A 25,172-nucleotide genomic window follows, 5' to 3' on the forward strand; every position below is an offset into this window, starting at 1 on the left:
TTCGTTAGTCTAAGTTTTAAGAGCGAATTGGCAAGCAACCATGACATTATCCTGACAATCAATTTACGCGGGGCTGACGACATCTATCGGCGTATTTGCTAGGATGCGCGGCATGAACCAACTCATCACAAGAATCTCTCTGCTGGCCGCGCTGACGGCTGGCCTGACAGGGGCCGCCTTCGCTAAGGCCGCCGCTGAGCCTCTCCAGGTTGACGCCGCCCTCGACCGCCCAGTTATCAGCGCGGATAAAGATGAATCTGTGGTCGTGCAGATAAAAATTCGCCCCGATGAAATTCAATCCGATCACGACCGCCCACCCGTCAACCTGAGTCTTGTGCTTGACCGCTCGGGCTCGATGCAGGGCGATAAGATTCGTCAGGCCATTGAGGCTGCGCAGGTCGCCGTAGGCAAACTGGGGCCGCGTGACATCGTTTCTGTAATTACCTACAGCGACAGCGCTTCGACCTTGGCAGACTCGCAATACGCCACCCGGTCGAACATCAAGAGGATCCAGTCCGCGCTCAGCGAAGTCAGCGCCAACGGCAGCACGGCAATCTACGACGGTCTCAATCGCGGAGCCGCCGAGCTTCGTCGCCGCGCTGATGAAGGGTACATCAACCGCATTGTGCTACTCTCAGATGGCTTGGCGAATCGGGGGCCGAGCGGCGTTTCAGACTTTCGTGACCTCGCCCGCGCCTTTGCGGGAGAAGACATCGTGGTCAGCACAGTTGGTTTGGGCGGCGGCTTCAACGAAGACATTATGACAGCGCTGGCGGAGGCCGGACAAGGCAATACATACTTTGTTGAAAATGCCTCTGACTTGCCGCGCATCTTTGGAGCAGAATTAGGCGATGCGCTCAACGTAGCCGCAACGAATATTGAGATCATCATTACCCCGAGGGAGGGCGTGCGGATTAAGCGGAGCTTGGGCCGAGAAGCCGAGATTAAGAATAACCGCGCTTATTTCCAGATGCCGCAGGTGTATGGGGGCCAAGACAAGCTGGCGCTGCTGGAGATCGATGCGCCACAGGGCAAAGACGGCCAGACCCGCGACCTCGTCGATGTGGAAGTGCGCTACGTTCCTGTTAGTGGCGGTGAAGCGCGCAGCCAGTCTGTTTCGGTGCCGATTGCTTACGCTGCTAGCGAAGTGAAAATCAAGGAATCTGCCCGGGTGGATGTCGCCCAGAATGTCATTGATAATCGGATTGCTGAAGCAAAAAAGGTGGCCGTTGGCTACGCAGATTCAGGTGACCTTGCCAAGGCGGCGACTAACCTCGCGATCACCAATGACAAAATTCAGCAGGATTATGATTTCCTCGGCCAAAGTTTCACCAGTGCCTCTGCAGAGTATCTCAACAAAGAGGAAGATGCGATGCGCAATGGGGAGTTCGGCAATAGGCAGCGTAAGGCTTACGTGACCGAGAGCTACCAGAAGAGCAATTCACAGACGGTTACAAATACTCAGGATTAAGATTAGTCATAGGATCAGGATAAAGGTATAGGCAACACCGATCAGTGAGGGCGGGCGGTTTATCAGGAGCCGCCCGCCTTTCTGGTTATGCGCGACTAAAAAATGAGCATTGCTGTATTATACGGCGCGTCTTTTGCTGAGAGATCGTCACATGAACATGCCTACCGCCAAGTGCAAGATGCGTTACCGCGGTGCCTTATCGAAATAAAGCCTATCCCCGTATGAAGTTTCGCCCCATATTACTGGCTTGGTTCTTGTTGCTCGGCGCAACATTGGCCATGGGCGGTGGGGCTTGGTGGCTCCTCGATCGTGAGGCCGACCGCGTGGAGACCTTGGCCGCTGGTGTTGTCGCCAATGGCGCTGCTAGTGTCGCAGAAAGCGTGGATTTGCTCATGGAAGAAATCCGCACCGGCGTTATCGATGGTCTGCTGGCGGCGCGGCGTTCCCCGCAACCACGCAGCGGATTAGCCGAATTCATCGCGAATAATCCCTACGTGCAGACCGGATTTTATTTTCGTGCTTCGGATGGCGTTACTTCGTGGTATGGCCCCAGAGCAGATGCACCCAGCCCGACAGCCCTGCAATCGGAAGATGCCGATCAGTCATATCCATGGTCGCTGAACGGTGACGATACACAGGACGTCGTTGAGCGAACCAAGGAATTACCTTTGGTTTATCCTGCAACTCTGCCCGCTGCCCCCCCACACTCGGCCCCAACGCCCAAAGAGCGGCCACAGACCCAATACAAAGGAAATGCGGCACCGACTGATGTCATTCAGGCCGAATCAAGTGATGTGGTGCAGGAAGTTGTCGAGTACGACATGCCCCAAGAACCTGTCCAGCAGGAGTATTTTAGCAAGTCCAAGGCCTTGAAGCGGCAACGCGAGTCGGTGCGACAGTTGAATATTGATAACCGAATTGCCGTCATGAACCAGAGCATCGTTTTGGATGATGAAGCCGAGCAATCAAGCGGCTCGTCATTGGCGTCACAGGAGGAGAGCGCCTCGCAAAGTAGCGCTTTTCAAAGTGCCAATGCCGATAGCGTGGACTTCCTATCCAGCCTGAGCACCGCAGGCTCGTCGACATCGGTTGGTGATGACAGTGATTCACAGGCAGCTTCGACCTCTGCAGTAGCCGTTCAATCCAGGGGCAATAATCAGTTTCTCGGCCAAATTAGTAATGTGGACAGTGGAGCCTTTGTTGATCAGGAAAACCTGGTTGGCACCGAGAAAAAAGAAACGCAGTTGGCGGAGAGCGAACCAGAAGGATTCAGCATCACCAAAGCAGAGGATCTAGCCAAGCTTGATGAGCTTGCGCGGCGGATCAAAGTCATCTTGCCTCAGCGGCCCCGGACAGGTTGGGTGCGGCAGGCGGTTAAAGGTGTTGATCAATGGCTGGCGTGGGTCGACTTACCCGGACAGGATAACATCCTCGGTGTTTGGTTGAATCGGGATATCGTGATCGCAGAGATCGCTAAAACAATCAGTATCAGCCAACTAAAAGACGTCCAATTTGCCCTCGTAGATGCAGCAGGGAACCGTGTGGCAGGGGCAGGGGGCGACCATTACTCAAGATGGGAAAACACGGGGCCGGAACTTACTTTGAGCATCGGTGCGGCCTTGCCAGGCTGGCATATCGAGGCCTATCCTGCGCTGCTCGAAAATCCCTTTGGGCGGAGTTTCCGCCTCCTCGGGGGCGTAGCAGTGGCGGGCCTGAGCATCGCGATTCTCCTAGGCGGCAGCCTCTTGCTTTGGCAGGCCCAGCGCGACGCCCATGAGGCCCAGCGGAAGACCACTTTTGTCGCCAATGTCTCGCATGAACTCAAGACGCCGCTAACCAGCATCCGGCTGTTTGCGGAAATGCTTTACGACGGACGGGCGGGCGACGAGACCAAGCAGCGACGCTATCTCCAGACCATGTTGAATGAGACGCAGCGCCTGACACGGCTCGTCAACAACGTGCTGGATTTTAGTCGCTTGGAACGTGGTCGGCGTGATTTTCAACAAGAGTCAGTGGACGCGATTCAGGCTGTCCGCGATATCTTGGAGGCCCAACGAGATCGCCTTGCGGGCGAGGGATTGACGGTGGATTTCGTTGCCCCCGAAAGGCCGCTCAAGGCAATGGTGGACCGCGATGCGCTTGAGCAAATCCTGCTCAATCTGCTGGATAACGCCGCCAAATACGCTGCGTCTGGCCAACGCGCAGAAGTGCGTCTGGAGCAAGCGACATCGGCCTGGACGCTCAGTGTATGCGATTTTGGCCCCGGCATTCCGCCTCGCGAACGGCAGCAAGTTTTTGAAGCCTTTCACCGCATCGATGACCGCCTGACTGCTGAACGACCGGGCTGCGGGCTGGGCCTGAGCATCGCTGCCCGCCTTGCTCGAGGGCTGGGAGGGCAATTGACGCTCCAGGCGAATCAACCAACCGGCTGCTGCTTTAAATTAACTGTTCCAACCATCATTGCCTAACATGCCTGAAGAAAAACATATACTCGTGGCCGAGGACGACGCCAGCATCCGCATGGGGCTTGTCGACGCGCTGGAAAGCGAAGGCTACCGTGTAGAGGAGGCCGTTAATGGAGAGGAGGCCGTGGCTTACTTTAAGGAGGCGCGCCCGGACCTTGTTCTGCTCGACATCATGATGCCGCGCTTGAGCGGTTATGACGTGTGTCGGGAGATTCGTAAGCTCGACGCGGCGGTGCCAGTGCTGATGCTCAGTGCCAAGAGCGAGGAGATCGATAAGGTGCTGGGGCTTGAGCTGGGGGCCGATGATTACATCACCAAGCCCTTTGGCGTAAGGGAGCTATTGGCGCGTGTTTCGGCGGCCTTAAGGCGCAGTAGCATGGTGCCTGTTGAAGTTCAGGATGACGTTCCAGCCCGCATGCCATTTGGGATGGGGGAGATTGATACCGCACGCCGGCAGCTCTGGCGTGGAGCCGAAGAGATCACGCTGACGCAGCTTGAGTATAAGCTGATGATGGCCTTCTACGCGCATCCAGACAGGGCCTTGAGCCGTGATTTCCTGCTGAATGCCGCGTGGGGCATCGATTATCTGGGGACGACGCGTACGCTCGATCAGCATGTTTCGCAACTGAGGCGCAAAATCGAGGTCGATTCCGCAAAGCCAAAATTCCTGCTCACGGTGCACGGATATGGGTACCGCTATAAGCCATAAAAGAGCAGGGGGGGTGTTTTTTGGTAAAATACCATTATAGCTTTGGTAATCAATAGATTATGCGATTTTTGACGTTTTTTGGGTCAAATAAAACTGATACTTTTATGCTCTTTTTGGGCCAAAAATGCTCTGAAAATGGAAACTACAGCAAAGTTTTGGTTTTTCGGGAAACGAATTGGGCGATTCAGATTTCCTTGTTGGTGTTGGGCAAAGTTGGTTCTTCGTGCTTGGATTTTAAGAATTGAAACGTAATGTCCCTTTGTCTGCGTCTTTTTTGGCGCTTGGAATCACGTAACACTGCACTTCATTTGGAACAGTCAACGACAGCAACCTCTGCCGATACACGCGCCTTTGACCGGCTGGTGCTGGCTTCGGCATCACCTCGCAGGAGCTTCCTGCTGGAGCAGTTGGGGTTGCGTTTTGACGTTTGCCCGGCCCAGGTCGAGGAGCACGAAGAGCCCGATAGCTGCCCGCGTGAGACCGTGCTGCACAACGCTCAGATCAAGGCGGAATACGTCGCTGCCCAACGTCCCGAAACGCTGGTGCTGGGCTGTGATACCATCGTTGCTCTGGAAGAAGAAGTCCTGCACAAACCGTCTACAATTGAGGCCGCCTACGAGATGCTAACGAAGCTTTCCGGCCGCACCCATACCGTTTATACGGGCATTTGCCTGCGTTCGGTGGAAGGCGGGATCAACGAGGCGCATTACGTCACGAGCGAGGTTACGTTCCACACCTTAAGCCGTGAGGCGATTGACCAATATTTTCGCGTGGTGAACCCATTGGACAAAGCGGGTGCCTATGGCATTCAGGAGGGGCGGGAAATGATCGTCTCCAAGCTGGATGGTTCTTTGAACAACGTCATGGGCTTACCCACCGAATACCTACGTGCCCGACTGCGTGGCTTGGGACTGTGGGATAGAATGGAGGTCGCGTCGTGAGCGTTGAGACTCCAACTCCTCCGCCCGCCTCGCCGCCGCCGCGCAACGAATGGCCACGCTGGACGGATGACAAGGCGGGCGATAAAATGCGCCGCGTGTCCGTGCCTCTCGGCCTGGCGGTTACGGTGATCATTCACCTCTTGGCCGTGTGGGTATTTCCGTGGGACGAGATCGGCATCATCGAAAAGGAAAAGCCGAAACCGAATCCGCCGCTGGAAGTTGAATTTTTACCACCGCCTCCGGCGTTGCCTGAATTTGTCCCGGTCAATCCGATGGCACCGGAAGAAAAGCCGGAAGACACCGATAAAATTTCTTCGCAAGATCAGGTTGCGGCGCAAGAAGTGCCTGACCCCACGCAGGATTCCGATACACCCAAGGTTGATGGGGAAATGCTGGACGCCAGTAACATTGTGACGGGTGACTTGACGACTGAGCCCGGCCCGCCTTCGCCTGAGGTCATGTCCGATCCCTCACCAGCGTTGCCACCCTCACCAGAAGAACAACAACAGGCTGAGAATACTGAAGCGCCTCCGCAGGAGGAAAAGCCCAGCGAGGAAGCGCCCACCGAAGCTGAAAAGCCAGAGGAGATGACGACGGATGCCACCGAGCCGCAATATTTGGACCAGCCAGTGTCCGAAGAGGACCCAGGTATTGAGGAAATTAAGGCGATTGAAATGGCGGAAGCACCCGAAGCCGAAGAGGGAATCCTCGTGAGGGAGAAACCCGGCGAGGCGGAAATTGTCGTCGAGGAAACCGTCGAGAAAACTGCTCAGCCTGAACGGGCAGATCAAGACCGGCTGGAAGTTTACATGGAAGAAGTCGTGGTTTCCGAAGCTGCGACCAGCCAGCCGACCAGCGAACCGCGCCCGCAGGCCCGCCCACGTTTGAATTTCGTCCAGTCCACTTCGGGCCCGCTCAAGATGGAACAGCGCTCCAGCAATCGCGTGGGTGCGATTGAGGTGGACGCCAAGTTTGACAAGTTCGGTGCCTACCTGCAGCGCATGATCGAAGCGATTGATTTGCAATGGCAGTTGATGGTGCGGGAGTCTTCGACGATCATGGCGGAGCTTGGCTCTCGGGTGGTCGTCCGCTACACGATTAACCAGCAAGGTGAGATCATTAATATGGAGGTGGTGTTCTCGTCGGCGAGCCGATCAGGAACCGCGATTTGTGTGGAGGCCATTCAGTCTCGCGCGCCCTTTGGCGTGTGGACCAAGGAAATGGCGCAAACCCTGGGCGAGAGCCAGAGCATTACGATCAGGTATTACTTTCGATGAGCGAAACTCAGCCTACGGATAACTGGCTGCCTTGGGGCGATGGCGTCCGCTTAATTGGCAGTCATCCATGTGGACTTCTCGCGGTTGAGAAGCCCGTGGGCGTGTTGTCTCATCCCAATGAAGAGGCATCGGAGAAACGCGAGCGTGCCTTGCTCACGGCCGATTACGATCATGAGCGGGAATGCTACCACGGTTTTGCCAACGAGGGCGCGCCCAAGGAAGTTTTCCTGCTGCATCGGCTGGACTCCGCCACCTCAGGCGTCTTGCTCTTGGCCACCAATAAGGAAGTTGCTGAGGCCGTTCACCTGCGTTTTCAGTCGCATGATGTGGAGAAGATTTACTACGCCATCGTTAAGTTTCAGGGGCGGATTGGGATGCATGGTCTCTGGGCGAATATGATGGATAAGGGGCATCGTAGTGGCCGGCAAGGCCCCGTTCACGCAAGTGCCGGGCATTCGCTGCAAGCGCGCACGCTTTACAAATGGGAGCGTGGCGACACCTTTCGCTATGGACTGTCGCTGTTGCAGCTCACGCCGCTGACGGGGCGCACGCACCAACTGCGTTACCAATGTATGAAGAACGGTATGCCGATTGTTGGCGACCGGACTTACGGCGATTTTCGCTTCAACAAAAAGATTAAAGCTGCCACTGGCCAGAAGCGCCTGTTTCTCCACGCGAGCTCGATTAATGTCCGCTTTCTTTACGGTGGTGATGTGGTTCGCTTTAGCGCCGAGTCTCCTCTGCCACATGAGTTTGAAGGGCTGCTGGGCAAAGACGAAAACTGGATAAAGGGCCTCACGCACAAGCCAACTCCGGGTGAGCTTGCCGAACGGCGTCGCGCCCAAATTCGTGATTCGCTGCGTGGTCCGCATTCACGCAAACACGGCCGTCGTCGTCATTAATTTATGTTTACAGGAATCGTTGAAGAAACGGGCGAAATTATTTCGTTCGCCGAAGGTGCCGAGAGCTGGCGCTTGGTCATCCGTGCCGAGCGTGTGTTGTCCGATTTGGGCATTGGTGACAGCTTGGCCTGCAATGGCTGCTGCCTGACCGTGGTCGAAATCCAGGGCAATCAGCTGAGCTTTGATTTGCTGGACGAAACCGTCCGCCTGACTTCATTGGCTGGTTTGCAGCCGGGCGACTTGATCAACCTTGAGCGGAGCCTCGCCGCGAATGGTCGCTTTGGCGGACACGTCGTCTCGGGCCATGTCGATGCGACGGGCGAGATATTGGTTTTTGAGGAGCGCGGCAAAAATCATTACCTGAAAATCCGCACGCCCGCCGAGTTTCGTCAGTACCTGATTTATAAGGGTAGCATCGCCATCGATGGGATGTCCCTGACGGTGGCGGAAGTTCACGACGATAGCTTGGCGGTATGGCTGATCCCGCACACGCTTGAAATTACGAATTTGCGCAACAGACGGGCTGGCGAAATCGTTAACCTGGAGTTCGATCTGCTGGCCAAATACGTGGAGCGCATGCTCGCCGCCAAGGAGCAATAAGCTCCACTAAAAGGTAGCGCTTGCTAACCGTGATACGCGACCAGCAGTTGCTCTGCGGTCAGACCTTGCAAGCCCTCGGGCGACTCCTGACCGAGCACGGTCCGGTGCGCGGTGCCGGGCGGTAGCCACTCGATCTTGCCCGAATAATCACGAAACCATGACACCGTCGGTGTGTTCATCATCAGCGCGAGGTGTAAGGCCCCGGAATCGCCGCCAAAATGCCTTTGCGCGCGGCCCATGACCGCCGCCAGCTCTAGCAAAGACAAATCCCCTGCGAAGACCCGCCAAGGCTTTTGCGGCAAGTGAGTAATCAGTTCCGCCACTTTGCCGCGTTCGCGTTCGTTGGGCGCGCAGGAGAGGACAACTTTTGGGCCAGTCTTGTCTGCCACCAGCGCACTAACGAGTTTTGCGAGCTCCTTCATCGGCAGCTCCTTCTGGTCTTGCGTGGTGCAGGGGCTGATGTGGATAAAGCCGCGCTCGCCGTCTAGTTTTACATCGACGGCGGATTCAATCGCGGCAGGGATTTTTACGGCAAAAATTGCCTCTTCGCCCACCGGAATCCCTGCCGCTTGCAGGCACTCCCAACGCTGTTGAAACACTGGACGCCCGCCATGAGGCACATCGACGGGGTGCGTGAAACAATGCTTCCAGAACGCCGCCGGTTTCGGAGGCACGCGGCCCAAGCGCCATTTGGCCCCGCTGGCCCGTGTCAGGATACTGGAGCGATCTGAGCCGTTGAGATTGATCACCGCATCATAGCGGCGCGCTCGGAGATTTTTTACGCGGCCAAAATCTTCATACCACTTCGGGCCTTTGGGAAAACGCGGGTAGCCCAGAATCGCGTTCAGGCCGGGGACGATTTCGAGGATTTGTTTGGCCTTTTCCTCGGCCATCACGTCCAGCTCAGCAGTGGGCCAAGCACGGCGGATTTCGTGTAGGGCTGGGATCAGGTGGACGGTGTCGCCGAGGAAACCAAGGTCGAGCACGAGAATCCGTTTGGCGGATCCTGCCTGCTCGTAGAAGCTTCGGCCTTGCTCGCTCATGGCTTAGTCGTTATCGCGTAATGTTTTAAAGATGGCGCAGCGGCGCCGGTTCATTCAATGCTTTTACGGTGGGACGCGAAAAAATCCTGGCAATCAAATTCAAGTATCTCGGTGACGTGGCCCTGATGGTCCCCGCCTTGCGGATGCTGCGTCAACATCGCCGGGAGGCGGAGTTGCACGTCTTAGTCGCTGCCGAGGCTGTCCCGCTGCTCCAGCGCCTGAGCTGGATTGACCACGTCTGGAGTCTCCCGCGGACTCGTGGCAAGCTCCGCCTTCGCAGCACGCTACCAATCATTCGTAAGCTGCGTGGCGAACATTTTGACCGCAGCGTAGACTTCGTCGGCAATGACCGCGGTGCGCTGCTTTCTCGCATGATCGGTGCCCGCGAACGTCTTGGCGTGGTCGCGCCCAAGGGCTTCGTGGGCCGCGCCAAATGCTACACGCAGACCATTGAGGAGCTCGATACGACCCGCCACGAATCCGTCCGCGACGCCTACGTGCTGTCGCTGTGGGACGTCCCGTTCGATCGTTCGGCGCTCCAACTTGAGCTGACCGCCGATCCCGCCCTTGCCGCCGAAGCGGAAAAAATCCTGCCCGCGCCGTGCGTTATCGGGCACCTGTCTACCAGCCAACCCAAGAAGGAATGGTGGATCGAGCATTGGGTCGCGCTTCATGGTTTAATGAAGGACGCGGGGCAGGAAATGATTTTTACCGCTGGCCCCAGTAAGCGTGAGCAAGCCTTGCTCGAAGTGCTTCAGGCAGCGTTGCCATCGGCGACGTACTTGCCTCAATTTGCCACGCTGGAGCTCTTTATCGCCGTGATTGCGCGGGCCAAGCTGTTCATTTCCCCTGACACCGCGCCGCTGCACCTCGCGGCAGGTCTTGGCGTGCTTTCGGTGGGGATGTTTGGGCCAACGTCTGCCGCGCGCTGGGCACCAATCAGTGATCGTAACGCCTGCATGCAAGGTGCTGCCTGCCCGTGTAGCGGTCACCTCCACGAGTGCGCCTTAGCCGAGCGTTGCATTGACACCATTACCCCGCCGCAAGTTGCTCAACGCGCACTGGAACTCCTGGCCAAGGAGGGCGCGCAATGAACCGGCTCCCGCTTTCTGTCTGCCTGATCGCGCACAACGAAGCCGCGCGCATCCGACGTTGCCTCGATAGCGTGAAGCCGCTCGCAGGGGAGATTATTCTCGTCTATAACGACTGCACCGACGGCACCGAGGCCATTGCTCGTGACGAATACGGCGCGCAGACTTTTCCTGAATCCTGGCATGGCCATCGTGATCAGAAAAACATCGCTCTCGATAAGGCGACCCAGCCCTGGACGCTTTGCCTCGACTGCGATGAAGAGCTTTCGCCCGAGCTTGCCGCCGAGCTGCGCGCGTTTATTGAGGCGAATGACGAGGCCTTCAACGGCGCGTCCTTTCCGCGCAAAGTCTGGTTTCTCGGGCGCTGGATTACGCACGGAGACTGGTATCCCGACCGCAGCCTGCGCCTTATCCGCACGGGCAAGGGGCGCTGGGGCGGCAGCCGCGAACACGACCGCATGGAGCTGGATGGGAGCGCAAAAAGCCTTACAGCCGACCTCCATCATTACACGAATCCGACGCTCAACGACCAGATCGAGAAGATCAATTATTTCGCCGACATCTACCTCCAGCGCCAGCTCGATGCTGGCAAAAAATGGTCGCTGATCCACACGGTTTTCCGTCCGCTCTGGCGCTTTTTTCGCGCCTATATTTTGCGGCGAGGTTTTCTCGACGGCTTCCCCGGACTCTATGCTGCGGTGCTGACCTCGTTCGCGACATTCGTCCGCCACAGCCGTCTCTACGAACACGCGACTACGCCCGAAGTGCGGGAGAAATTCCAGCCGAAGCGATGAGCAACGCCCCCAGCATTGGTCTGGTGATCAACACCTACAACGCGCCGGAAAAGCTCGAAGCTGTCTTCCACTGGCTCGCGGTTGCTGGCGGTTGCGATGAAGTGCTCGTTGCCGATGACGGTTCCAAGAGCGAGACCCGCGAGTTGATTGCCACGTGGCAAAACTCAATGCCTCGCTGGGGTCTAAAGCATATCTGGCAGGAGGACCAAGGCTACCGCCGTTCACGCATCCTCAACCGCACCATTGCGCAAGCCAACGCCGATTACCTCGTCTTCATTGACGGCGATTGCTTACCCTTCAAACGCTTCATTACAGACCATCAAGCACTGGCCGAGCGCGGGGCTTTTGTGCAAGGTCGGCGTTGCTTTGTGCCGCAAAGTAAGGTTAAGGCCATAACTACATTTAAGACTTCCATTTTTAGCTTATTAATTACTGGCCAGTTGGGTGGCGCGTTCAAAGCTATCCGCTGGCCCATGCCAGTGATTAAGAGGAATCGCGAGCTGCACGGCATCTTGGGATGCAACCTCGGCATTTGGCGCGATGACCTCATCGCGGTTAATGGCTACGACGAATCTTTCGAAGGTTGGGGCGCGGAAGATTCCGACCTTGCTGCGCGACTTTATCATCACGGGCTTATTCGTAAATTCGTTTATGGCCGCGCTCAGTTGGCGCACCTCAATCACGACGAATTGCCCCGTGACCGCTACGACGCCAACAAGGAAAAGCTCACCGCCACACTCGGAGAAAAACGCGTCCGCTGCTCCCTCGGATTGGACCAACACTTGCAGCCAGAAGCATGAACTTGGACGGGGTTCAGGCGATAACTTTTGATGCGGCGGGCACGCTGATGGTGCCGCATCCATCCGTGGGCGAGGTTTATGCCGAGGTGCTTGCGGCTATGGGATATTCGGTTGACCCCAGTCTGCTGGAGCAGCGTTTTCGGGCTTCGTTTAAGGCCCAAAAATCTACCACACCCGAGGCCGTGCTCGATCGCGCGAGTTGGCGGAAAATCGTAGCGGGCACGCTTAAGGACCTTACGCCAAGCGCAGATTTCGAGACGCAATTCGACGCGCTTTGGCACACCTTTGCGGAGCCAAATCGCTGGCGTGTCCTGCCCGGCGTTGAGTCTACGTTGGCTAGTTTACAACGGCGCGGATTTCGCCTTTTTGTCCTGTCCAATAATGATTCACGTCTCCGACGCATTCTCGTTGGGCTTGGTTTGGATCAATTTTTCGAGGCCATATTCATTTCTGCTGAGCTTGGGGTTGAGAAGCCGTCGCCCAGGATTTTCCAGCTCGTCGAAGCGAATATTGGTGTTCCGGCAGCGAGCATACTCCATGTTGGTGACAGCCCGTTGGAAGACATTGAGGGGGCACAAAATGCGGGTTGGTGTACGGCGCTGGTGGGGTCCAAGACAAAGATGCCTAATCGCCCGACTCACTTAAATTGCCCGGTCACGATTAGCAGTCTGTTTGAACCAATCGATTCCGACTGAAAAAGCATTGCTGCTTGAAAGGAAATGGGAACAATTACGTCTGAAAGATAAAGGAAACGATTAATCAATGCTTCACCGAGTTTATAAATGGTTCACACGCACGTGCTTAAACTGCCACGATGCGGCCCGGCTCGTATCCGAGTCGTGCGAGCGTGAACTCACATTTATGGAAAAAATGAAGCTGAAGATGCTCAGCCTCATGTGCCCTTATACGGCGCGCTACGGTGAACAAGTCAGCTTGATGCATGACAAACTCGCGTCTTGCTGCGACGAAATTGCCGAGCAATCCGTTCCCGAATGTATGCCGCCCGATTGCAAAGAGCGGATCAAGTCCAAGTTGGCTGCAGCAGAATAGCTAAGCCGGTTTGGAGTTTCTTTGTTTAGGACGCGCCAGCGGCTACCCCTTTTGAGGGGATGTAGAGCGGCGTGATGTGGCCAAGTGTGGAAAAAGAAAGCGCCGGCCCACTAGGACCGGCGCTACTTACTGCTGCTAACTTTTTACTCTACTATACTGACTGAACTATGATTTTTCTTTTGGAGAGATAATCTCCTCTAAAGTTTCTACGTATTTAACGGGGCCGCCTGGTTGATAGCCAATTTGGGCGAGGGGCTTTCCGTCGTGGTTTAATACAAGTATCGTTGGGAATCCTTCGACCCCGAATTTCTTGGCAAGTTCCTGATTTTGCTTTTCCAGTTCGACGCTTTGAGCTTTTCCACTGGGGAAATCAAGGTAAACGCGGACGAGATTTTTCTCGGCAAATTGTTCAAATTCAGGTTTGGAGAAGACTTCTTTATCAAGCTTCTTGCACCAACCACACCAGTCGGAACCGGTAAAGTCGATGAGAACGGCTTTGTTTTCTTCTTTAGCCTGTTTGAGTGCGGCGTCGTAATCGGTTATCCATCCGGCAGGCACATTGTCTTGTGGCTCGGTGGAAATGGTGGTGGCGGCTGAATTGCTGTCAGCTGCGGCATTTGCATTAGCACCGGATAAGGGACAACTACGGTTGGCGGCAAAATAACTGCCCGCGGCAACGGCACCAAGGGCGAGGATGAATAGCAGGTTTTTCATAATTGGTTGGTTCATATATATGACACGTAGTCGGGGATTTTATTCCATCCTTACAGAAAAAAAATTGCGGCATTGCGGCAGGCGGATTATTGATTCACTGTTTAGCCCTTTACTCGTTGAAAATTAACCAGTTCTAAAAGTCTTTGAAGACATTCGATGTCATTGTAGTCGGCTCCGGCATTGCCGGGCTAAGTTTTGCTTTGGGAATGGGCCGCGCGGGGCACCGCGTTGCCATCATCACCAAAAAGAACCGGGCGGAGTCCAATACGAACTACGCGCAGGGCGGCATTGCCAGCGTGACCTCCCAGACTGACGACTTTGAGTTGCACGTGAAGGACACCCTGACGGCGGGTGACGGCTTGTGCGACGAGGCGGTGGTCCGTGCGATCATCAGCGATGGGCCAGCGCGCATTCAGGAGCTGATTGAGCTGGGCGTGGACTTTACTCATTTGGGCGATGGCCGTGTCTCGCTGCACCGAGAAGGCGGGCACAGCAAACGCCGCATCCTGCACGTTAAGGACCTGACGGGTGCTGCGATCGAACATGCGCTGCTGGACGCGGTAGCGGCTTGCCCCAAGATTGAGGTGCTGGAGCACCATATGGCGATCGACCTGATTACTTTTGAGAAATTGCGTCGCAAGGGCATGTCCGTGGGGCCGTCACGCAATCGCGTGGTGGGCCTTTATGCACTGGATTCGCGTCAGGGTGTGGTGGATGCATTTGCCGCTCGGGTGGTCATGTTGGCCACTGGCGGAGGCGGGCAGGTTTACCAGTATTCGACGAATCCCACCATTGCGACCGGAGACGGCATTGCGATGGCTTATCGTGCGGGTGCCGAAATCCGCAACATGGAATTTATCCAATTCCACCCGACGGCGCTCTTTACCTACACCCATGACCGATTCTTGATTTCAGAGGCCGTGCGCGGCGAAGGGGCCATCTTACGCAACCTGAAAAAAGAAGCCTTTATGGCTCGCTACGACGACCGCCGTGACTTGGCTCCGCGAGATGTCGTGGCCCGTGCGATCGACAGCGAAATGAAGAAAAGCGGTGCGCAGCACTTGTGGTTGGACATTACGAACCAGTCCGAGGAAAGCCTCCGCGACCGCTTCCCCACGATTTTTGACGCCTTGCTCAAGCACGGGATCAACATGGCAACGGACCCCATTCCGGTGGTCCCCGCTTGCCATTACCTATGTGGTGGAGTGACAACGGATTTGACTGCGCGCACGAGCTTGCCAGGGCTGTTGGCTTGCGGTGAAGTCGCTTGCACGGGCCTGCATGGTGCCAATCGGCTGGCCAGCAATTCCTTACTTGAAGCCTGTGTGCTGGCGCGTGATGGCGTGGCGAGCGCCGAGCAAATACTCAAAGAAACACCTCTTGCGGCCCGGAAATTACCTGATTGGGTAGATGGCGATATGCGCGACCCGGATGAGCGCGTGGTGCTCGCACACAATTTGGAAGAACTCAAGCGCACGATGTGGGACTATGTGGGCATTGTCCGCACGACAAAGCGTCTCCGCCGCGCTAAGACCCGCATATCCAATCTCCAGCAGGAGATCATGGAGTATTATTGGAATTACAAGGTGGAGCCGGATTTTCTGGAACTGCGCAATCTGATCCAGTTAGCAGAACTCATCGTTGACTGTGCCTTGCAGCGCAAAGAATCGCGTGGTCTGCATTATACGTTAGATTATCCAGACCTTCTCCCGGAGGCCATTGATAGCGTCGTGCAAATACATGCGAGCATGAAAAGGAGCGTTTTTCCGCAACATTAACGCAGACGAGGGGTTACTTTGATTATGCAAAGTATTCCGTCACCTCTGATTGCCCTTTATTGCTTTTCTGCTGTTGTCTCGCTGGCCCACTCGGATCACGAGCACGCTGCCGGGACGACGGATATTATGGCGCATGCCTCGGATTTAGGCGCAGTCTCAATGAGCACAGTGGGTAATTACCGGGTGATCGAATCCAAGGACCTGCCGCAACATGAAACCGGAAAGTTTCCGAATAGGGGAAATCCGAACGCGATCACTGAGCAACGACTGTATTTTCGTGTGCCGCTGACACCTACGCGAGCCGAGCGGCCAATTGATTACGATGGCTATGTGTTTGGCGTGGCGGTCAACGGCGTTCCTTTTGATCCAGGTACGGCTGGGACTTGGCAAAATAACCGGGAATGGCGTGAAGAGGCAATTGTCGAGGGCAAGCCCATGCGTTTGGGCGTTGATCAGAACAATGCCCATGTGCAGCCCAACGGCATGTATCATTACCACGGCATTCCGTGGGGCCTCATCAACGACCTGCGCAAAAACAATCCCAAGGCGGGCGTGGACGAGCCCCTGCTAATTGGCTGGGCAGCGGACGGTTACCCCATTTATTTTCAGGAGGGCGTTCAATCAAGTTGGCGCTTGAAGACCAGCAAACGGGAGACGCAACCCAATGGCCCCGGCGGTGAGCGGGACGGCCTTTACACGCGGGATTATGAGTATGTTGACGACTCCGGTGATCTGGATTGGCTCAACGGTCGCTACGGCATTACCGACGAATACCCCGACGGGACCTATCAATATTACGTGACCGAGGGATTTCCCTTTGTGGCGCGTTATTTTCTGGGGCAGCCCAATGAAAGTTTTGCAAAACCCAGGCAAGGCCAGGTCAGCCACGGTCGGGGCGGGCGTGGGCCGGGCGGGGCAGGGCCAGAGGGACGTCCAATTGGGCCGCCTGTGCCGTTGGGTGTTCGCTGATGATATTGCGCTTTTTGCGGTGAATTCTCATGGCTCAAGCAGAAAATTCTGGCCAGCGCCGATTCCGTGCGCGAGCGTAGCGGGCTATGGCGAAAGTCGACATTGATTTAGTGAAGATGGTAATGACCCGCACCGGGATGGATGTCCGCACCGTGGCTCAGGTGATTGAGGAGATTAACCAGGAGCTCAAGGCGCAGGTGGACGAAGAAGATAAGCCACCACCCATCAAGAAGCAGTTCGTGATGATGGTCTCCGACCCCGATGGCAAGCTAGAGGGTTTAGACCTCGTTGGCTGGGTGCTGCAGATACCTGAAGAGGACTCCCCCTACGTGAGCGAGGAACGCCTGTTCCGTTGCGCTTACGAATACAATATGACCAAGAAAGGCCGTCGTATGCCGGTGAAGACCATTGGCGAGGCCTGTGAGTTCACTCCGGCCCGCATTGCCAAAGAGCAGAAGGTCTGGATCAAAAACAAGGAACCCGTTCTCCTCGTGCGCACTGGCGGCAAAGTCCCCACCGAGACCAAAGACGGTTTCTAGCCGTTTTTAGGGGCTGTTTCATTAGCCTTTGGCCAATCGCAATCCAGCGACGGAATTAATCTTAATCTGAGCGAAAATTGCTTTGCCGAGCTTCGAGGGATACGCCTTGATCGGCGCGGGATGGAGGTAATATTTCTAGGAACGGGCACATCACAAGGCGTGCCCATGATTGCGCACAATAGCGAGGGCTGCGACCTGTCCAATCCAAAGAATTGGCGTACGCGCAGCAGCATACATGTGGTGATGGACGGCTATCACGTGCAGGTCGACGCTGCGCCCGAGTTTCGTCTGCAATGCATCCGCAACCAGATTGAGTGGATTGACACCTTCATCCTGACTCACGCGCACGCGGACCACATTCAGGGAATGGACGACCTGCGCCGCTTTTGCGACCTGCTCGGTGGCACGGCGTTGCCGGTTTACAGCACCGAAAAAGGCCTTGGGCGCATTCGGAGCATTTACCCCTACGCCATCGGCGAGACACCCGCCAGCAAGGGCTACGCCGCATTCCGCCTCGCAGAAATGCCTGCCCAGTTGGAGACGCCCGGCGGGATAATTTACAGCACGCCTCTGCCGCATGGTGGCCTGCAAACGCTGGGTTTGGTGTTCGAGGAGCGGTCAACGGGCAAAAAGTTCGCCTATTTCAACGATTGTAAGGAAGTGCCACCCGCTGCACGTGAGCTGGCCGCTGACGCCGATCTACTGGTGCTCGACGGCCTCCGTCCCATGACACACCCCACGCACATGTCGACCCCCGAGGCGATCCAGGTGGCTTTAGAAATGAAGCGCCCACAGACTTATCTGACGCACTTCACGTTCCACATTGACCATGAGATCTGGACTCAAAAATTGCCGGAAAATGTTCACCTCGCCTACGATGGCTTGCGGCTGACGCTCTGATCTGAGCTCTCGGGTAGGATGGGCCCTATTCCGCGCTCCGCATTACGCTTTCTTTGCACCGCATCGTGAATGCTAAATATTCAGGATAATTATTCACGCAAAGGCGCATAGTCGCAAAGAAACTACCCGCATTAATACTTGGCGACTTGAGCGAAGCGGGCGCGAGGTCTTATTATGTCTTTAAAGAGACATTGTCCTTGTCAGCTGTCACCGGAATTGAAGAAATATAATTGAATGTATTAAATGACAAGTGTGTCATCCAGGAAAACTGCTGGGCAATAATATGAAAATGAAACGCAGACATACAGTTGGCATCCTGCTGACGATCATGGTCATTGTTCCATTCTTGGTGAATCTGACTGGATGGAATATGTTCGTTTACTTGCAAGTCGGAGATCGAGATTTGATAGCTGCATCTTCTCGTGGATCAGCCCACTTTGCGGTTTCAGAGCATATTGAGGATTCTCTGCTCTTCGGGATGGTAGAAGAATTGGAGTGGCACAAAATACTATTTGAAGCAGGACCAATCGAAATCTTCGCCGAGAAACCGGGTGAACCGCTTCAAATGTTAACATTCCGAGTAATTAGTCAGTCAGAATTCTCTGACTACAGTGGTATAGAGTTTCCATGGCTTTTATTCCTATTGTTTCCAATTGGTTTGTTTGCCTTCGGCCGAGAGCGAAAACTCGTTCGCAGAGGGGTGGCAGGAAACGCGGGAGACGATTGATCAATTGATGGCTAATGGGGTGGGGGAGGCCGACCGCTTGGTTGACAAGGGCTTTCAGCGGGCGCTGCTTGTCGTGCTGGCTTTTACGCTGGGCTTGATGGCTGCGTTGACGGTTCCTGCGTATATCTTACGGGGGCGCAAGGACTTAGGGAAATCATCGCGCCCGTAAATCGGCGGGTGAATTCGCTTGCTCGGCTGAAATGAGGGCTATACTCTTTTGGGTTGCTTATAGTTGAATTATGCCCCGTCGGGCAGGCGTTGAGTTCGATTTCCCGAAGTCGACGCCAACTCAATTGCTGCTCCGCTGCCCAATGAATCATCGCACGTCACAACGCGTTTATTCGGACATCGCACTCGACAACTGGTTGATGCGCTTGCAGGACAATTGGGAAAAGCAATTCACCACGAAGGCGATTGATGCCGGGCGCCGACTCTACCGCGATGGAACCATCCGCCAAGTCGAACTGGGCGCTGATGACGCGATTGTCCACATACGGATGCCTGACGGTGCCGATGTTTACGTAGTGCTGGACTGGAGCGGGCCCAAGATCGATGTCCGCTCATCGATTGAAGACGCCTATGAGCGCCAGATTCTGGCCTGCGCAGCGCTTTACGAGATCGAAGAATTGGTGGTTGAAGAGGCCGCGGCGCTTCCTCCTGAAGTAAAGACCCCATCTACCAAGGTCGAGGGGGAACCCGAAGAAGATGAGACCGAGCCTTCCTCCAGCGAAACGCCCCCCCCCCCATCGGTAACAACTTCACCCACTGCCCGCGATCTGGTATTGAAATTTTCCTCAGTCGACGCTGGCTTGGCTTTGACGGCTGTCTGGCGTAGCTCTGACGGGCGAGAAGAGCGTGCTCTAGGCCCTCAGGCTCCCAGTGCAGACCGAACTACCGCCGAAGAGCGAGAGGCCCTTATTCGCCTAGCTAGCAGCGCCCGTCGCGACGGTTTCCGCTATCAGGCTAACTCCACCCGTTACGAGCTGCAGCAGCTCGACCGGCTACCCGGCTTTGTGCGGACCGATCTTCGGCGTTGGAAGCAGCATTTTACGATTGAGAAAGACGCCGACGTGGACGTGCTCGCCCGAGGCGTGCGCGAGGTCGACATTGCCGTGGAAATCGAGGAGGCAATGCTCGGCGGCGATCTGAATATTAATTGGAAACTGTCACTGGGCTCGTCCCGTTTGACGGAGAAGGAACGCCGCCGCCTGATGCGCCGCATTGACGAGGGTCTGGTGCTCCTGCCGGGTCGAGGCCTTGTCCGCCTGAATCGTAGCCAAGCTCAGGCGATTGCTGAAACGGGCGATAGTTTGGCAGTGGTCGCTGGCCGTGCGCCGCGTTACCTTTTATTTTCGTTTTTTGCCCAAGAAGCGGTGAAGCTGGAGTTGTCTTCCGAGCTTCAGGCTTGGCGTGACCAGCTTTTCCACCCTGACCCGAGCGTCAACGGTGCGCCGCAGTTTCTACGAAGCTACCAGCAGCACGGCGTTCACTGGCTTCAGCACATTTTCGCCTGCGGTTGTCATGGTTTGTTGGCGGATGAAATGGGATTGGGCAAGACCTTGCAGGTGCTCAGCTTGTTGAGCATCCAGAAGATTTCTAACAAACCGAGCCTGATCGTTTGTCCGGCCAGTGTGGTGCCGGTGTGGCAGCAGGAGGTCTCGCGGTTCTTCCCAGAGATGCGGACTGAAGCCCTCGGCAAGGATCAGAATTTTGTCACCAAGCCAGACAAGGACATCCTTTGGCTGGCGAGCTACACTCAATTGCGCCGTCATCGCTCATTGCTCGATGCGGTCGAATTTGGCTATGTGGTGCTCGATGAGGCTCAGTTCATTAAGAACCCCGACGCTAAGTCCACCCAAGCCTGTATGTCGCTTAAGGCAGAGCATCGCCTGGCTTTGACTGGTACGCCGCTGGAGAACCGTTTTCTGGACGTTTGGACGATCTTCCGCTTCCTGATGCCGGGCCTACTCGGCCTACGCCGTCGTTTCGAAGAGGCGATCATGGAAGATGGACCTGCTGCAATGGCGCGTATCCGCACGCAGTTGGCACCGTTCATCCTCCGACGCACGAAAAAAGAGGTGGCGAAGGAATTACCGGACAAGGTGGAACTGGATCTCGTTTGTCCGCTGACCGACCTGCAACGCTCTGAATATGTGCGTATCGCCTCAGAGGGCGTTAGCCGCTTTGGAGATAATTTGCCCGCCGGCATGCGTGAAAACGCGATGGGCCTGCTGACGCTGCTAACCCGCCTTCGGCAGACTTGTTGCGATCCGGGGCTACTGCCTTGGATGACCACCGAGGCGAGCCAGAGTGGCAAGCTCAACATCCTTCGAGACCGGTTGAGCGAAATCTTGGCCAGCGGGCACAAGGCCGTGGTCTTTAGCCAGTTTGTTTCCTTACTTGACCGCGCCAAAGGCGTGCTCAAGAGCGAATTCCCGAATGTGGCGCTCTATGAGCTGACCGGAAAAACGTTGGATCGGCAAAAGCCAGTCGCTGAATTCCAAAGTGCCAAGGGAGCCGCGGTAATGCTCGTCAGCCTGCGCGCTGGCGGGTCAGGGATTACACTGCATGCGGCGGACTACGTTTTCCTCCTCGATCCCTGGTGGAACCCGGCTGTCGAGGCTCAGGCAATTGACCGCGTGCATCGTATTGGCCAACGCCGTGTGGTCTTTGTTTACCGGATGATCACTGCTGGTACCATTGAGCAGCGTATCCAGCGCCTGAAGGCCGATAAACGTGAGCTTTTTGAGCAAGCCATGGGTGGAGCCACAACCGGGGAAGACTTTACGAGTCACTATCGTTCTCTGAGTGAGCTGACGGACTTGTTGGATGACAGCAGCCGCACTGAGCTGGAAACAATCGAGGCTTAGTTTCTCCAAACGGTATTGCAGGTGCCTTTCACGTGCCTGCTTGCGACATGCCTGAATGTCCGGATGGGAATTGCGGCGCGAGGACGCGCCTGCGCTACCCTTTATGAGTCGCCTTGAGGTTAGCCAGCCAAACTGATAAGAAACCGGCTAGAATGGCGAACGCTCGATCATGATCGAGTCGCCGGGGAAGAGCTTAGGGTCTTGTGAGGGGTTATTGAGGGCCACGTCAGCATCGATCACATAAACTGCTTGTTCACGCGTGAGTTTGACTGCCCCTTCACGTGCGTAGAGGGAAAAGCCGCCTGCGGCCTGCACGGCCTTGGATAAGGTTAGGTCAGGAGTCCAGACAACACGGCCCGGGATGGCGACTTCGCCGCCAACGTAGATATAGCGATCTGTCACATAGACCGAGACATCCACGTTTCGATAAATTTTTTGTTCAATATAGCGCTGGCGGATGTTGGTCGCGAGTTCAGAGGGCGTGAGCCCCGCAGCGGTCAAACGGCCTAGGAAGGGCAGGCTGACAATGCCTTCGTCGTCGATCTGAACATCGTTGGCACTGGGATCAGGAATGCCTTGCAGACTGATCTGAAGTGTGTCTCCAGCGCGCAGTGTTGAGGCAGATCGCGGCGCGGCGGGGGTGGGGTTACCACCACCGCCAGCAGATTGGCAGCCCACGCTAATGAGCGCAACCAAGGCAAAGGCCCAGATCGCTGACAGGAAACGCTGCGGACGGCGGTTCACAATTATTTTTTGCGAGCGCGGGATTTCGGCGCGGGTTTCTCATCCGCTTTGTCTTCTTCGTCTTCGTCCGACTCCTCGTCGTCGTCGTCGTCATCATCGTCGTCAAAGCCTTCTTCCGTTTCTTCGGATTCTTCGTCTTCGTCCTCGTCTTCGTCCCACTTCATCGTTTCGTCTTCCTCGATTTTTTCATCTTCGTCGATGTCGGGGAAGGTTTCTTCGATTGGGTCCTCGCTTGAGCTTTCTTCATCGGCGTCGAGTTCGTAGCCTTCGGGGACGAATTCCATGACGTCAAGCAGCTCGCGGAAGCAGTGGACGGCGCGGCCTTCCATGAAGTCGGCGTTTTGGTCTTCGCGAATGTCGTCTTCCAATTCTTCGACCGTGAACTTCTGCTCGAATTCGATAAGGTCGTTGAGCAGCTTGACGCGCAACACGGTAACGTGGTCGATACAGTCGGCGTAAGGCCCCTTTTCCTCGTCAATCACGTCTGGCAGTGCAAACAGCAGATCGTCGGATTCAAAGAGTGAGTCATTGGTGCGGACCAGTCGCAGGCGTTGATCATCCAGCTTTCGTTCGATGCGGAACTTAAAGAACGCATCTTCGAAGATCGAAGGCTGGAAGTCGTAATCACGTAGCGGTTCGAGCAGGTCCATGAGGTGGCTGACTTGGCGCGGGTCAATGATGCTCAGTCCGTCGACGTCCCAGTGGACATCGTCGCTGATTTCTTCGACCCACCAGTTCATGTCTTCGCCGAGACGGACGATACACCACTCAAGTTTTGGAGCTGATTTAGGCATGTTGTTGTTTAGAAGCGGTTTTGGTGATAGCTAGGGCAAGTTTATTTTTTTACTGCACGTTGAGATAGTTTTGGCGGTCGTCAAGGATTGAGGGAGTTATTTTTTGCATTCCAAGTTAAAAGTGGACAGTGAGGGCTTTTTTCTTGAACGTGTGCGCTGCATATTAATCTGCTATTTTTGCTATGGGGGCGTTTTACGAGACACTTGTCCGACCTTATTTATTCCGAGGCGATCCAGAAGAAGCTCACGACCGTGCGCTTGGTTGGCTGCATATGCTGTCGGGCTTTAGCCCGGCGCTGCGGTTGATGGAACGATATAATCGGCCCACCAAGGGAGAGCCGATCGAACTTTTTGGGCTGAATTTCCCTAATCCAGTGGGGCTTGCGGCGGGCTTTGATAAAAACGCGCACTGTTGGCAGGCCATGGCGGCACTAGGCTTTGGCCATGTGGAAATCGGCACTGTGACTCGGCAGGAGCAGCCTGGCAACCAGAAGCCACGTGTGTTCCGCTACCCCCAGCACGAGGCGCTGATCAACCGTATGGGCTTTCCCAATGAAGGGGCGGATGCCGTCGCCAAACGTCTGGCCAAGGCACCACCATCGCGTAAGCGTCGCATCCCACTGGGCATCAATATTGGCAAAAGTCGCGTAACGCCCGTTGATCAGGCTGTCGGCGATTATTTGGGGTCTTATGAGAAATTGGCTGATTTCGCCGATTATTTCGCGATCAACGTCAGCAGCCCCAATACACCGGACCTGCGTCAATTGCAGCAACGCAGCTACCTGAGCGAGCTTGTAGGCGCTGTAATCGCTGCAGACCGTGACCGTGCGAGAAAATTAGGCAAAGAGCGGATTCCGATGCTAATCAAGATCGCTCCGGATTTATCTTATCGCGAAATTGACGAAGTTTTAACAAGTGCGCTTGAAGTTGGCGCGGATGGAATTATCGCCACCAATACGTTACTCGACCGCCCAGTCGACTTGGGTAAAGATGAGGTTGGTGGGCTGAGCGGTTCGCCGATCCACCGCCGTGCCGTAGATGTTGTCAACTACATGTACCGCTCTGTAGGAGATAAATTGCCGATCATTGGTGTGGGTGGTATCCACGATGAGCGCTCTGCGGGCGATTTCTTCGACGCTGGTGCCAAGTTGATTCAAATCTACACGGGGATGATTTACCGTGGGCCATTTTTCGCCAAGGACCTAGCGCAGGCATTTTGCTGGCGCACTGAAGACTGGGCGTAGGTGGCGGAAAGCTAAATTTCGATTTTTGCTCAGCGAAATAGCGGGACGGGGCGTTTTTTTTTCTCATGCAACTCAATCAAAGATTCCAAGCAGCAATCTTCGATATGGATGGCCTATTGCTCGACACCGAGCGCTTGGCCTATGAATCCTATCGATTTGTTTGCGAAGAATTGGGACTGTCCGATCTGGACAGCGTTTTTTACCAATGCATTGGGATTAATTCCGAGGCCGGACGTTTAGTCCTGAAAAACGGACTGGATGGCATCGCCGACCATGAGATATTTTGCGAAAGGTGGGACGAAGAGTATCAGAAACTGACTCTGGATCGGCCGCTGCCCCTGAAAATGGGAGTGGTGGAATTACTTGATTATTTGAGCGCATTAGCTGTTCCAACAGCGGTGGCCACCTCGACGCGGACAGAACGGGCCTTATCTAAGCTCGGGCACTCTGGCATCAGGGATTATTTCCAAGTAGTGATTGGTGGAGACGTGGTTGAGCGCAGCAAGCCAGCGCCCGATATTTATTTAGCTGCGGCAACGGCGCTCAAGGTCGACCCAACGGATTGCGTGGCCTTTGAAGATTCTACGAACGGGGTGAAGGCGGCTGTCGCTGCGCAGATGACGGTTGTGCAGATTCCAGACCTCGTGGCACCCAGTGACGAATTAAAGCAGTTGGGGCACATAATACTGAGTAGCCTGGCCAGTGTGCCGCGGTACGAGTTTGCCTAGCTAAGGCTGGGCTCTTGCAAAT

25 protein-coding genes are annotated in these 25,172 nt (G+C 55.5%); 21 read left to right on the plus strand and 4 right to left on the minus strand.

Going from position 1 to position 25,172, the window contains the following annotated elements; translation table 11 throughout:
* The first annotated feature begins 112 nt into the window (after window positions 1-112).
* The 7 genes from IE065_RS03955 (at window position 113) to IE065_RS03985 (ending at window position 8,365) form a co-directional block, all read left to right on the plus strand.
* Window positions 113-1,471: a vWA domain-containing protein gene (locus IE065_RS03955; RefSeq protein ID WP_189512068.1), complete on the plus strand. Its 1,359-nt coding sequence runs from the start codon at window positions 113-115 to the stop codon at window positions 1,469-1,471.
* A 221-nt stretch (window positions 1,472-1,692) separates the two neighbouring features.
* Window positions 1,693-3,939 (plus strand): sensor histidine kinase, encoded by a 2,247-nt coding sequence (locus IE065_RS03960; protein ID WP_189512070.1) that lies wholly within the window; start codon window positions 1,693-1,695, stop codon window positions 3,937-3,939.
* Window position 3,940: 1 nt separating this feature from the next.
* Window positions 3,941-4,645, plus strand: a complete 705-nt coding sequence (locus IE065_RS03965; protein WP_189512398.1) for a response regulator transcription factor — start codon at window positions 3,941-3,943, stop codon at window positions 4,643-4,645.
* A 251-nt stretch (window positions 4,646-4,896) separates the two neighbouring features.
* Window positions 4,897-5,586: a Maf family protein gene (locus tag IE065_RS03970; protein WP_189512072.1), complete on the plus strand. Its 690-nt coding sequence runs from the start codon at window positions 4,897-4,899 to the stop codon at window positions 5,584-5,586.
* The gene (locus IE065_RS03975; protein WP_189512074.1) at window positions 5,583-6,863 is read left to right on the plus strand and encodes a hypothetical protein; all 1,281 of its coding nucleotides are present in this window, start codon (window positions 5,583-5,585) and stop codon (window positions 6,861-6,863) included. The genes IE065_RS03970 and IE065_RS03975 overlap by 4 nt, the downstream gene beginning before the upstream one ends.
* Complete coding sequence (locus tag IE065_RS03980) at window positions 6,860-7,765, plus strand: RluA family pseudouridine synthase (protein ID WP_189512076.1); 906 nt, start codon at window positions 6,860-6,862, stop codon at window positions 7,763-7,765. Before IE065_RS03975 ends, IE065_RS03980 begins: the two co-directional genes overlap by 4 nt.
* 3 nt (window positions 7,766-7,768) lie before the next feature.
* Window positions 7,769-8,365 carry a riboflavin synthase gene (locus IE065_RS03985; protein ID WP_189512078.1) on the plus strand — a complete coding sequence of 199 codons (597 nt, stop codon included), beginning with the start codon at window positions 7,769-7,771 and terminating at the stop codon, window positions 8,363-8,365.
* A 23-nt stretch (window positions 8,366-8,388) separates the two neighbouring features.
* Here the strand turns inward: IE065_RS03985 and IE065_RS03990 are convergent, their stop codons facing one another.
* The gene (locus IE065_RS03990; protein ID WP_189512079.1) at window positions 8,389-9,408 is read right to left on the minus strand and encodes a glycosyltransferase family 9 protein; all 1,020 of its coding nucleotides are present in this window, start codon (window positions 9,406-9,408) and stop codon (window positions 8,389-8,391) included.
* Between the two features lie 68 nt (window positions 9,409-9,476).
* Between IE065_RS03990 and IE065_RS03995 the strand changes: the two genes are divergently transcribed.
* The 5 genes from IE065_RS03995 (at window position 9,477) to IE065_RS04015 (ending at window position 13,143) form a co-directional block, all read left to right on the plus strand.
* Complete coding sequence (locus IE065_RS03995; RefSeq protein ID WP_189512081.1) at window positions 9,477-10,502, plus strand: glycosyltransferase family 9 protein; 1,026 nt, start codon at window positions 9,477-9,479, stop codon at window positions 10,500-10,502.
* Window positions 10,499-11,293 carry a glycosyltransferase family 2 protein gene (locus IE065_RS04000; RefSeq protein ID WP_189512084.1) on the plus strand — a complete coding sequence of 265 codons (795 nt, stop codon included), beginning with the start codon at window positions 10,499-10,501 and terminating at the stop codon, window positions 11,291-11,293. Before IE065_RS03995 ends, IE065_RS04000 begins: the two co-directional genes overlap by 4 nt.
* The gene (locus tag IE065_RS04005) at window positions 11,290-12,093 is read left to right on the plus strand and encodes a glycosyltransferase (protein WP_189512086.1); all 804 of its coding nucleotides are present in this window, start codon (window positions 11,290-11,292) and stop codon (window positions 12,091-12,093) included. The genes IE065_RS04000 and IE065_RS04005 overlap by 4 nt, the downstream gene beginning before the upstream one ends.
* On the plus strand, window positions 12,090-12,788 hold the full coding sequence (locus IE065_RS04010) for an HAD-IA family hydrolase (protein WP_189512088.1): 699 nt from the start codon (window positions 12,090-12,092) through the stop codon (window positions 12,786-12,788). The genes IE065_RS04005 and IE065_RS04010 overlap by 4 nt, the downstream gene beginning before the upstream one ends.
* Before the next feature lie 166 nt (window positions 12,789-12,954).
* A complete protein-coding gene (locus IE065_RS04015; protein WP_189512090.1) occupies window positions 12,955-13,143 on the plus strand; it encodes a hypothetical protein in 189 nt (62 codons plus the stop codon).
* A 165-nt stretch (window positions 13,144-13,308) separates the two neighbouring features.
* Here the strand turns inward: IE065_RS04015 and IE065_RS04020 are convergent, their stop codons facing one another.
* A complete protein-coding gene (locus IE065_RS04020) occupies window positions 13,309-13,857 on the minus strand; it encodes a thioredoxin family protein (RefSeq protein ID WP_189512092.1) in 549 nt (182 codons plus the stop codon).
* 143 nt (window positions 13,858-14,000) lie between these two features.
* On the opposite strand from IE065_RS04020, the gene nadB reads away from it, so the two are divergent.
* The 7 genes from nadB to IE065_RS04055 all read left to right on the plus strand — a co-directional run bounded on the left by nadB (window position 14,001) and on the right by IE065_RS04055 (window position 21,640).
* Window positions 14,001-15,635 (plus strand): L-aspartate oxidase, encoded by a 1,635-nt coding sequence (gene nadB / locus IE065_RS04025; RefSeq protein WP_189512094.1) that lies wholly within the window; start codon window positions 14,001-14,003, stop codon window positions 15,633-15,635.
* A 24-nt stretch (window positions 15,636-15,659) separates the two neighbouring features.
* A complete protein-coding gene (locus IE065_RS04030; RefSeq protein WP_189512096.1) occupies window positions 15,660-16,604 on the plus strand; it encodes a YHYH protein in 945 nt (314 codons plus the stop codon).
* Between the two features lie 86 nt (window positions 16,605-16,690).
* Window positions 16,691-17,143 (plus strand): hypothetical protein, encoded by a 453-nt coding sequence (locus tag IE065_RS04035; protein ID WP_189512098.1) that lies wholly within the window; start codon window positions 16,691-16,693, stop codon window positions 17,141-17,143.
* Between the two features lie 165 nt (window positions 17,144-17,308).
* Complete coding sequence (locus IE065_RS04040; protein ID WP_229792053.1) at window positions 17,309-18,043, plus strand: MBL fold metallo-hydrolase; 735 nt, start codon at window positions 17,309-17,311, stop codon at window positions 18,041-18,043.
* Between the two features lie 283 nt (window positions 18,044-18,326).
* On the plus strand, window positions 18,327-18,770 hold the full coding sequence (locus tag IE065_RS04045) for a hypothetical protein (protein WP_189512102.1): 444 nt from the start codon (window positions 18,327-18,329) through the stop codon (window positions 18,768-18,770).
* Between the two features lie 7 nt (window positions 18,771-18,777).
* Window positions 18,778-18,939, plus strand: a complete 162-nt coding sequence (locus tag IE065_RS04050; RefSeq protein ID WP_189512104.1) for a hypothetical protein — start codon at window positions 18,778-18,780, stop codon at window positions 18,937-18,939.
* Window positions 18,940-19,009: 70 nt separating this feature from the next.
* Window positions 19,010-21,640 carry a DEAD/DEAH box helicase gene (locus IE065_RS04055; protein ID WP_200163350.1) on the plus strand — a complete coding sequence of 877 codons (2,631 nt, stop codon included), beginning with the start codon at window positions 19,010-19,012 and terminating at the stop codon, window positions 21,638-21,640.
* 147 nt (window positions 21,641-21,787) lie between these two features.
* On the opposite strand, the gene IE065_RS04060 is transcribed toward IE065_RS04055, so the two are convergent.
* On the minus strand, window positions 21,788-22,384 hold the full coding sequence (locus IE065_RS04060) for a polysaccharide biosynthesis/export family protein (RefSeq protein ID WP_189512106.1): 597 nt from the start codon (window positions 22,382-22,384) through the stop codon (window positions 21,788-21,790).
* Between the two features lie 2 nt (window positions 22,385-22,386).
* Window positions 22,387-23,178, minus strand: a complete 792-nt coding sequence (locus tag IE065_RS04065) for a hypothetical protein (protein ID WP_189512108.1) — start codon at window positions 23,176-23,178, stop codon at window positions 22,387-22,389.
* 182 nt (window positions 23,179-23,360) lie between these two features.
* Here IE065_RS04065 and IE065_RS04070 point away from each other — a divergent pair, with 182 nt between their 5' ends.
* Together IE065_RS04070 and IE065_RS04075 are read left to right on the plus strand one after the other, a co-directional pair.
* Window positions 23,361-24,422, plus strand: a complete 1,062-nt coding sequence (locus IE065_RS04070) for a quinone-dependent dihydroorotate dehydrogenase (protein ID WP_189512110.1) — start codon at window positions 23,361-23,363, stop codon at window positions 24,420-24,422.
* A 65-nt stretch (window positions 24,423-24,487) separates the two neighbouring features.
* On the plus strand, window positions 24,488-25,150 hold the full coding sequence (locus IE065_RS04075; RefSeq protein ID WP_189512111.1) for an HAD family hydrolase: 663 nt from the start codon (window positions 24,488-24,490) through the stop codon (window positions 25,148-25,150).
* Window positions 25,151-25,172 lie beyond the last annotated feature (22 nt).

This window comes from Cerasicoccus arenae (genome assembly GCF_014651635.1).
Classification (GTDB): Bacteria; Verrucomicrobiota; Verrucomicrobiia; order Opitutales; family Cerasicoccaceae; genus Cerasicoccus; species Cerasicoccus arenae.

Excerpts from the sequence above, each read along its gene's own strand:
- IE065_RS04010 (WP_189512088.1), top strand. The coding sequence starts at position 12,090 with ATGAACTTGGACGGGGTTCAGGCGATAACTTTTGATGCGGCGGGCACG.
- IE065_RS04030 (WP_189512096.1), top strand. The coding sequence starts at position 15,660 with ATGCAAAGTATTCCGTCACCTCTGATTGCCCTTTATTGCTTTTCTGCT.
- IE065_RS03960 (WP_189512070.1), top strand. The coding sequence starts at position 1,693 with ATGAAGTTTCGCCCCATATTACTGGCTTGGTTCTTGTTGCTCGGCGCA.
- IE065_RS03970 (WP_189512072.1), top strand. The coding sequence starts at position 4,897 with ATGTCCCTTTGTCTGCGTCTTTTTTGGCGCTTGGAATCACGTAACACT.
- IE065_RS04045 (WP_189512102.1), top strand. The coding sequence starts at position 18,327 with ATGAAAATGAAACGCAGACATACAGTTGGCATCCTGCTGACGATCATG.
- IE065_RS03990 (WP_189512079.1), bottom strand. The coding sequence starts at position 9,408 with ATGAGCGAGCAAGGCCGAAGCTTCTACGAGCAGGCAGGATCCGCCAAA.
- IE065_RS04055 (WP_200163350.1), top strand. The coding sequence starts at position 19,010 with ATGCCCCGTCGGGCAGGCGTTGAGTTCGATTTCCCGAAGTCGACGCCA.
- IE065_RS04000 (WP_189512084.1), top strand. The coding sequence starts at position 10,499 with ATGAACCGGCTCCCGCTTTCTGTCTGCCTGATCGCGCACAACGAAGCC.
- IE065_RS03985 (WP_189512078.1), top strand. The coding sequence starts at position 7,769 with ATGTTTACAGGAATCGTTGAAGAAACGGGCGAAATTATTTCGTTCGCC.
- IE065_RS04005 (WP_189512086.1), top strand. The coding sequence starts at position 11,290 with ATGAGCAACGCCCCCAGCATTGGTCTGGTGATCAACACCTACAACGCG.
- IE065_RS04070 (WP_189512110.1), top strand. The coding sequence starts at position 23,361 with ATGGGGGCGTTTTACGAGACACTTGTCCGACCTTATTTATTCCGAGGC.
- IE065_RS03965 (WP_189512398.1), top strand. The coding sequence starts at position 3,941 with ATGCCTGAAGAAAAACATATACTCGTGGCCGAGGACGACGCCAGCATC.
- IE065_RS03980 (WP_189512076.1), top strand. The coding sequence starts at position 6,860 with ATGAGCGAAACTCAGCCTACGGATAACTGGCTGCCTTGGGGCGATGGC.
- IE065_RS03955 (WP_189512068.1), top strand. The coding sequence starts at position 113 with ATGAACCAACTCATCACAAGAATCTCTCTGCTGGCCGCGCTGACGGCT.
- IE065_RS04050 (WP_189512104.1), top strand. The coding sequence starts at position 18,778 with ATGGCTAATGGGGTGGGGGAGGCCGACCGCTTGGTTGACAAGGGCTTT.
- IE065_RS04040 (WP_229792053.1), top strand. The coding sequence starts at position 17,309 with ATGATTGCGCACAATAGCGAGGGCTGCGACCTGTCCAATCCAAAGAAT.
- IE065_RS04075 (WP_189512111.1), top strand. The coding sequence starts at position 24,488 with ATGCAACTCAATCAAAGATTCCAAGCAGCAATCTTCGATATGGATGGC.
- IE065_RS04065 (WP_189512108.1), bottom strand. The coding sequence starts at position 23,178 with ATGCCTAAATCAGCTCCAAAACTTGAGTGGTGTATCGTCCGTCTCGGC.
- IE065_RS04035 (WP_189512098.1), top strand. The coding sequence starts at position 16,691 with ATGGCGAAAGTCGACATTGATTTAGTGAAGATGGTAATGACCCGCACC.
- IE065_RS04020 (WP_189512092.1), bottom strand. The coding sequence starts at position 13,857 with ATGAAAAACCTGCTATTCATCCTCGCCCTTGGTGCCGTTGCCGCGGGC.
- IE065_RS04015 (WP_189512090.1), top strand. The coding sequence starts at position 12,955 with ATGGAAAAAATGAAGCTGAAGATGCTCAGCCTCATGTGCCCTTATACG.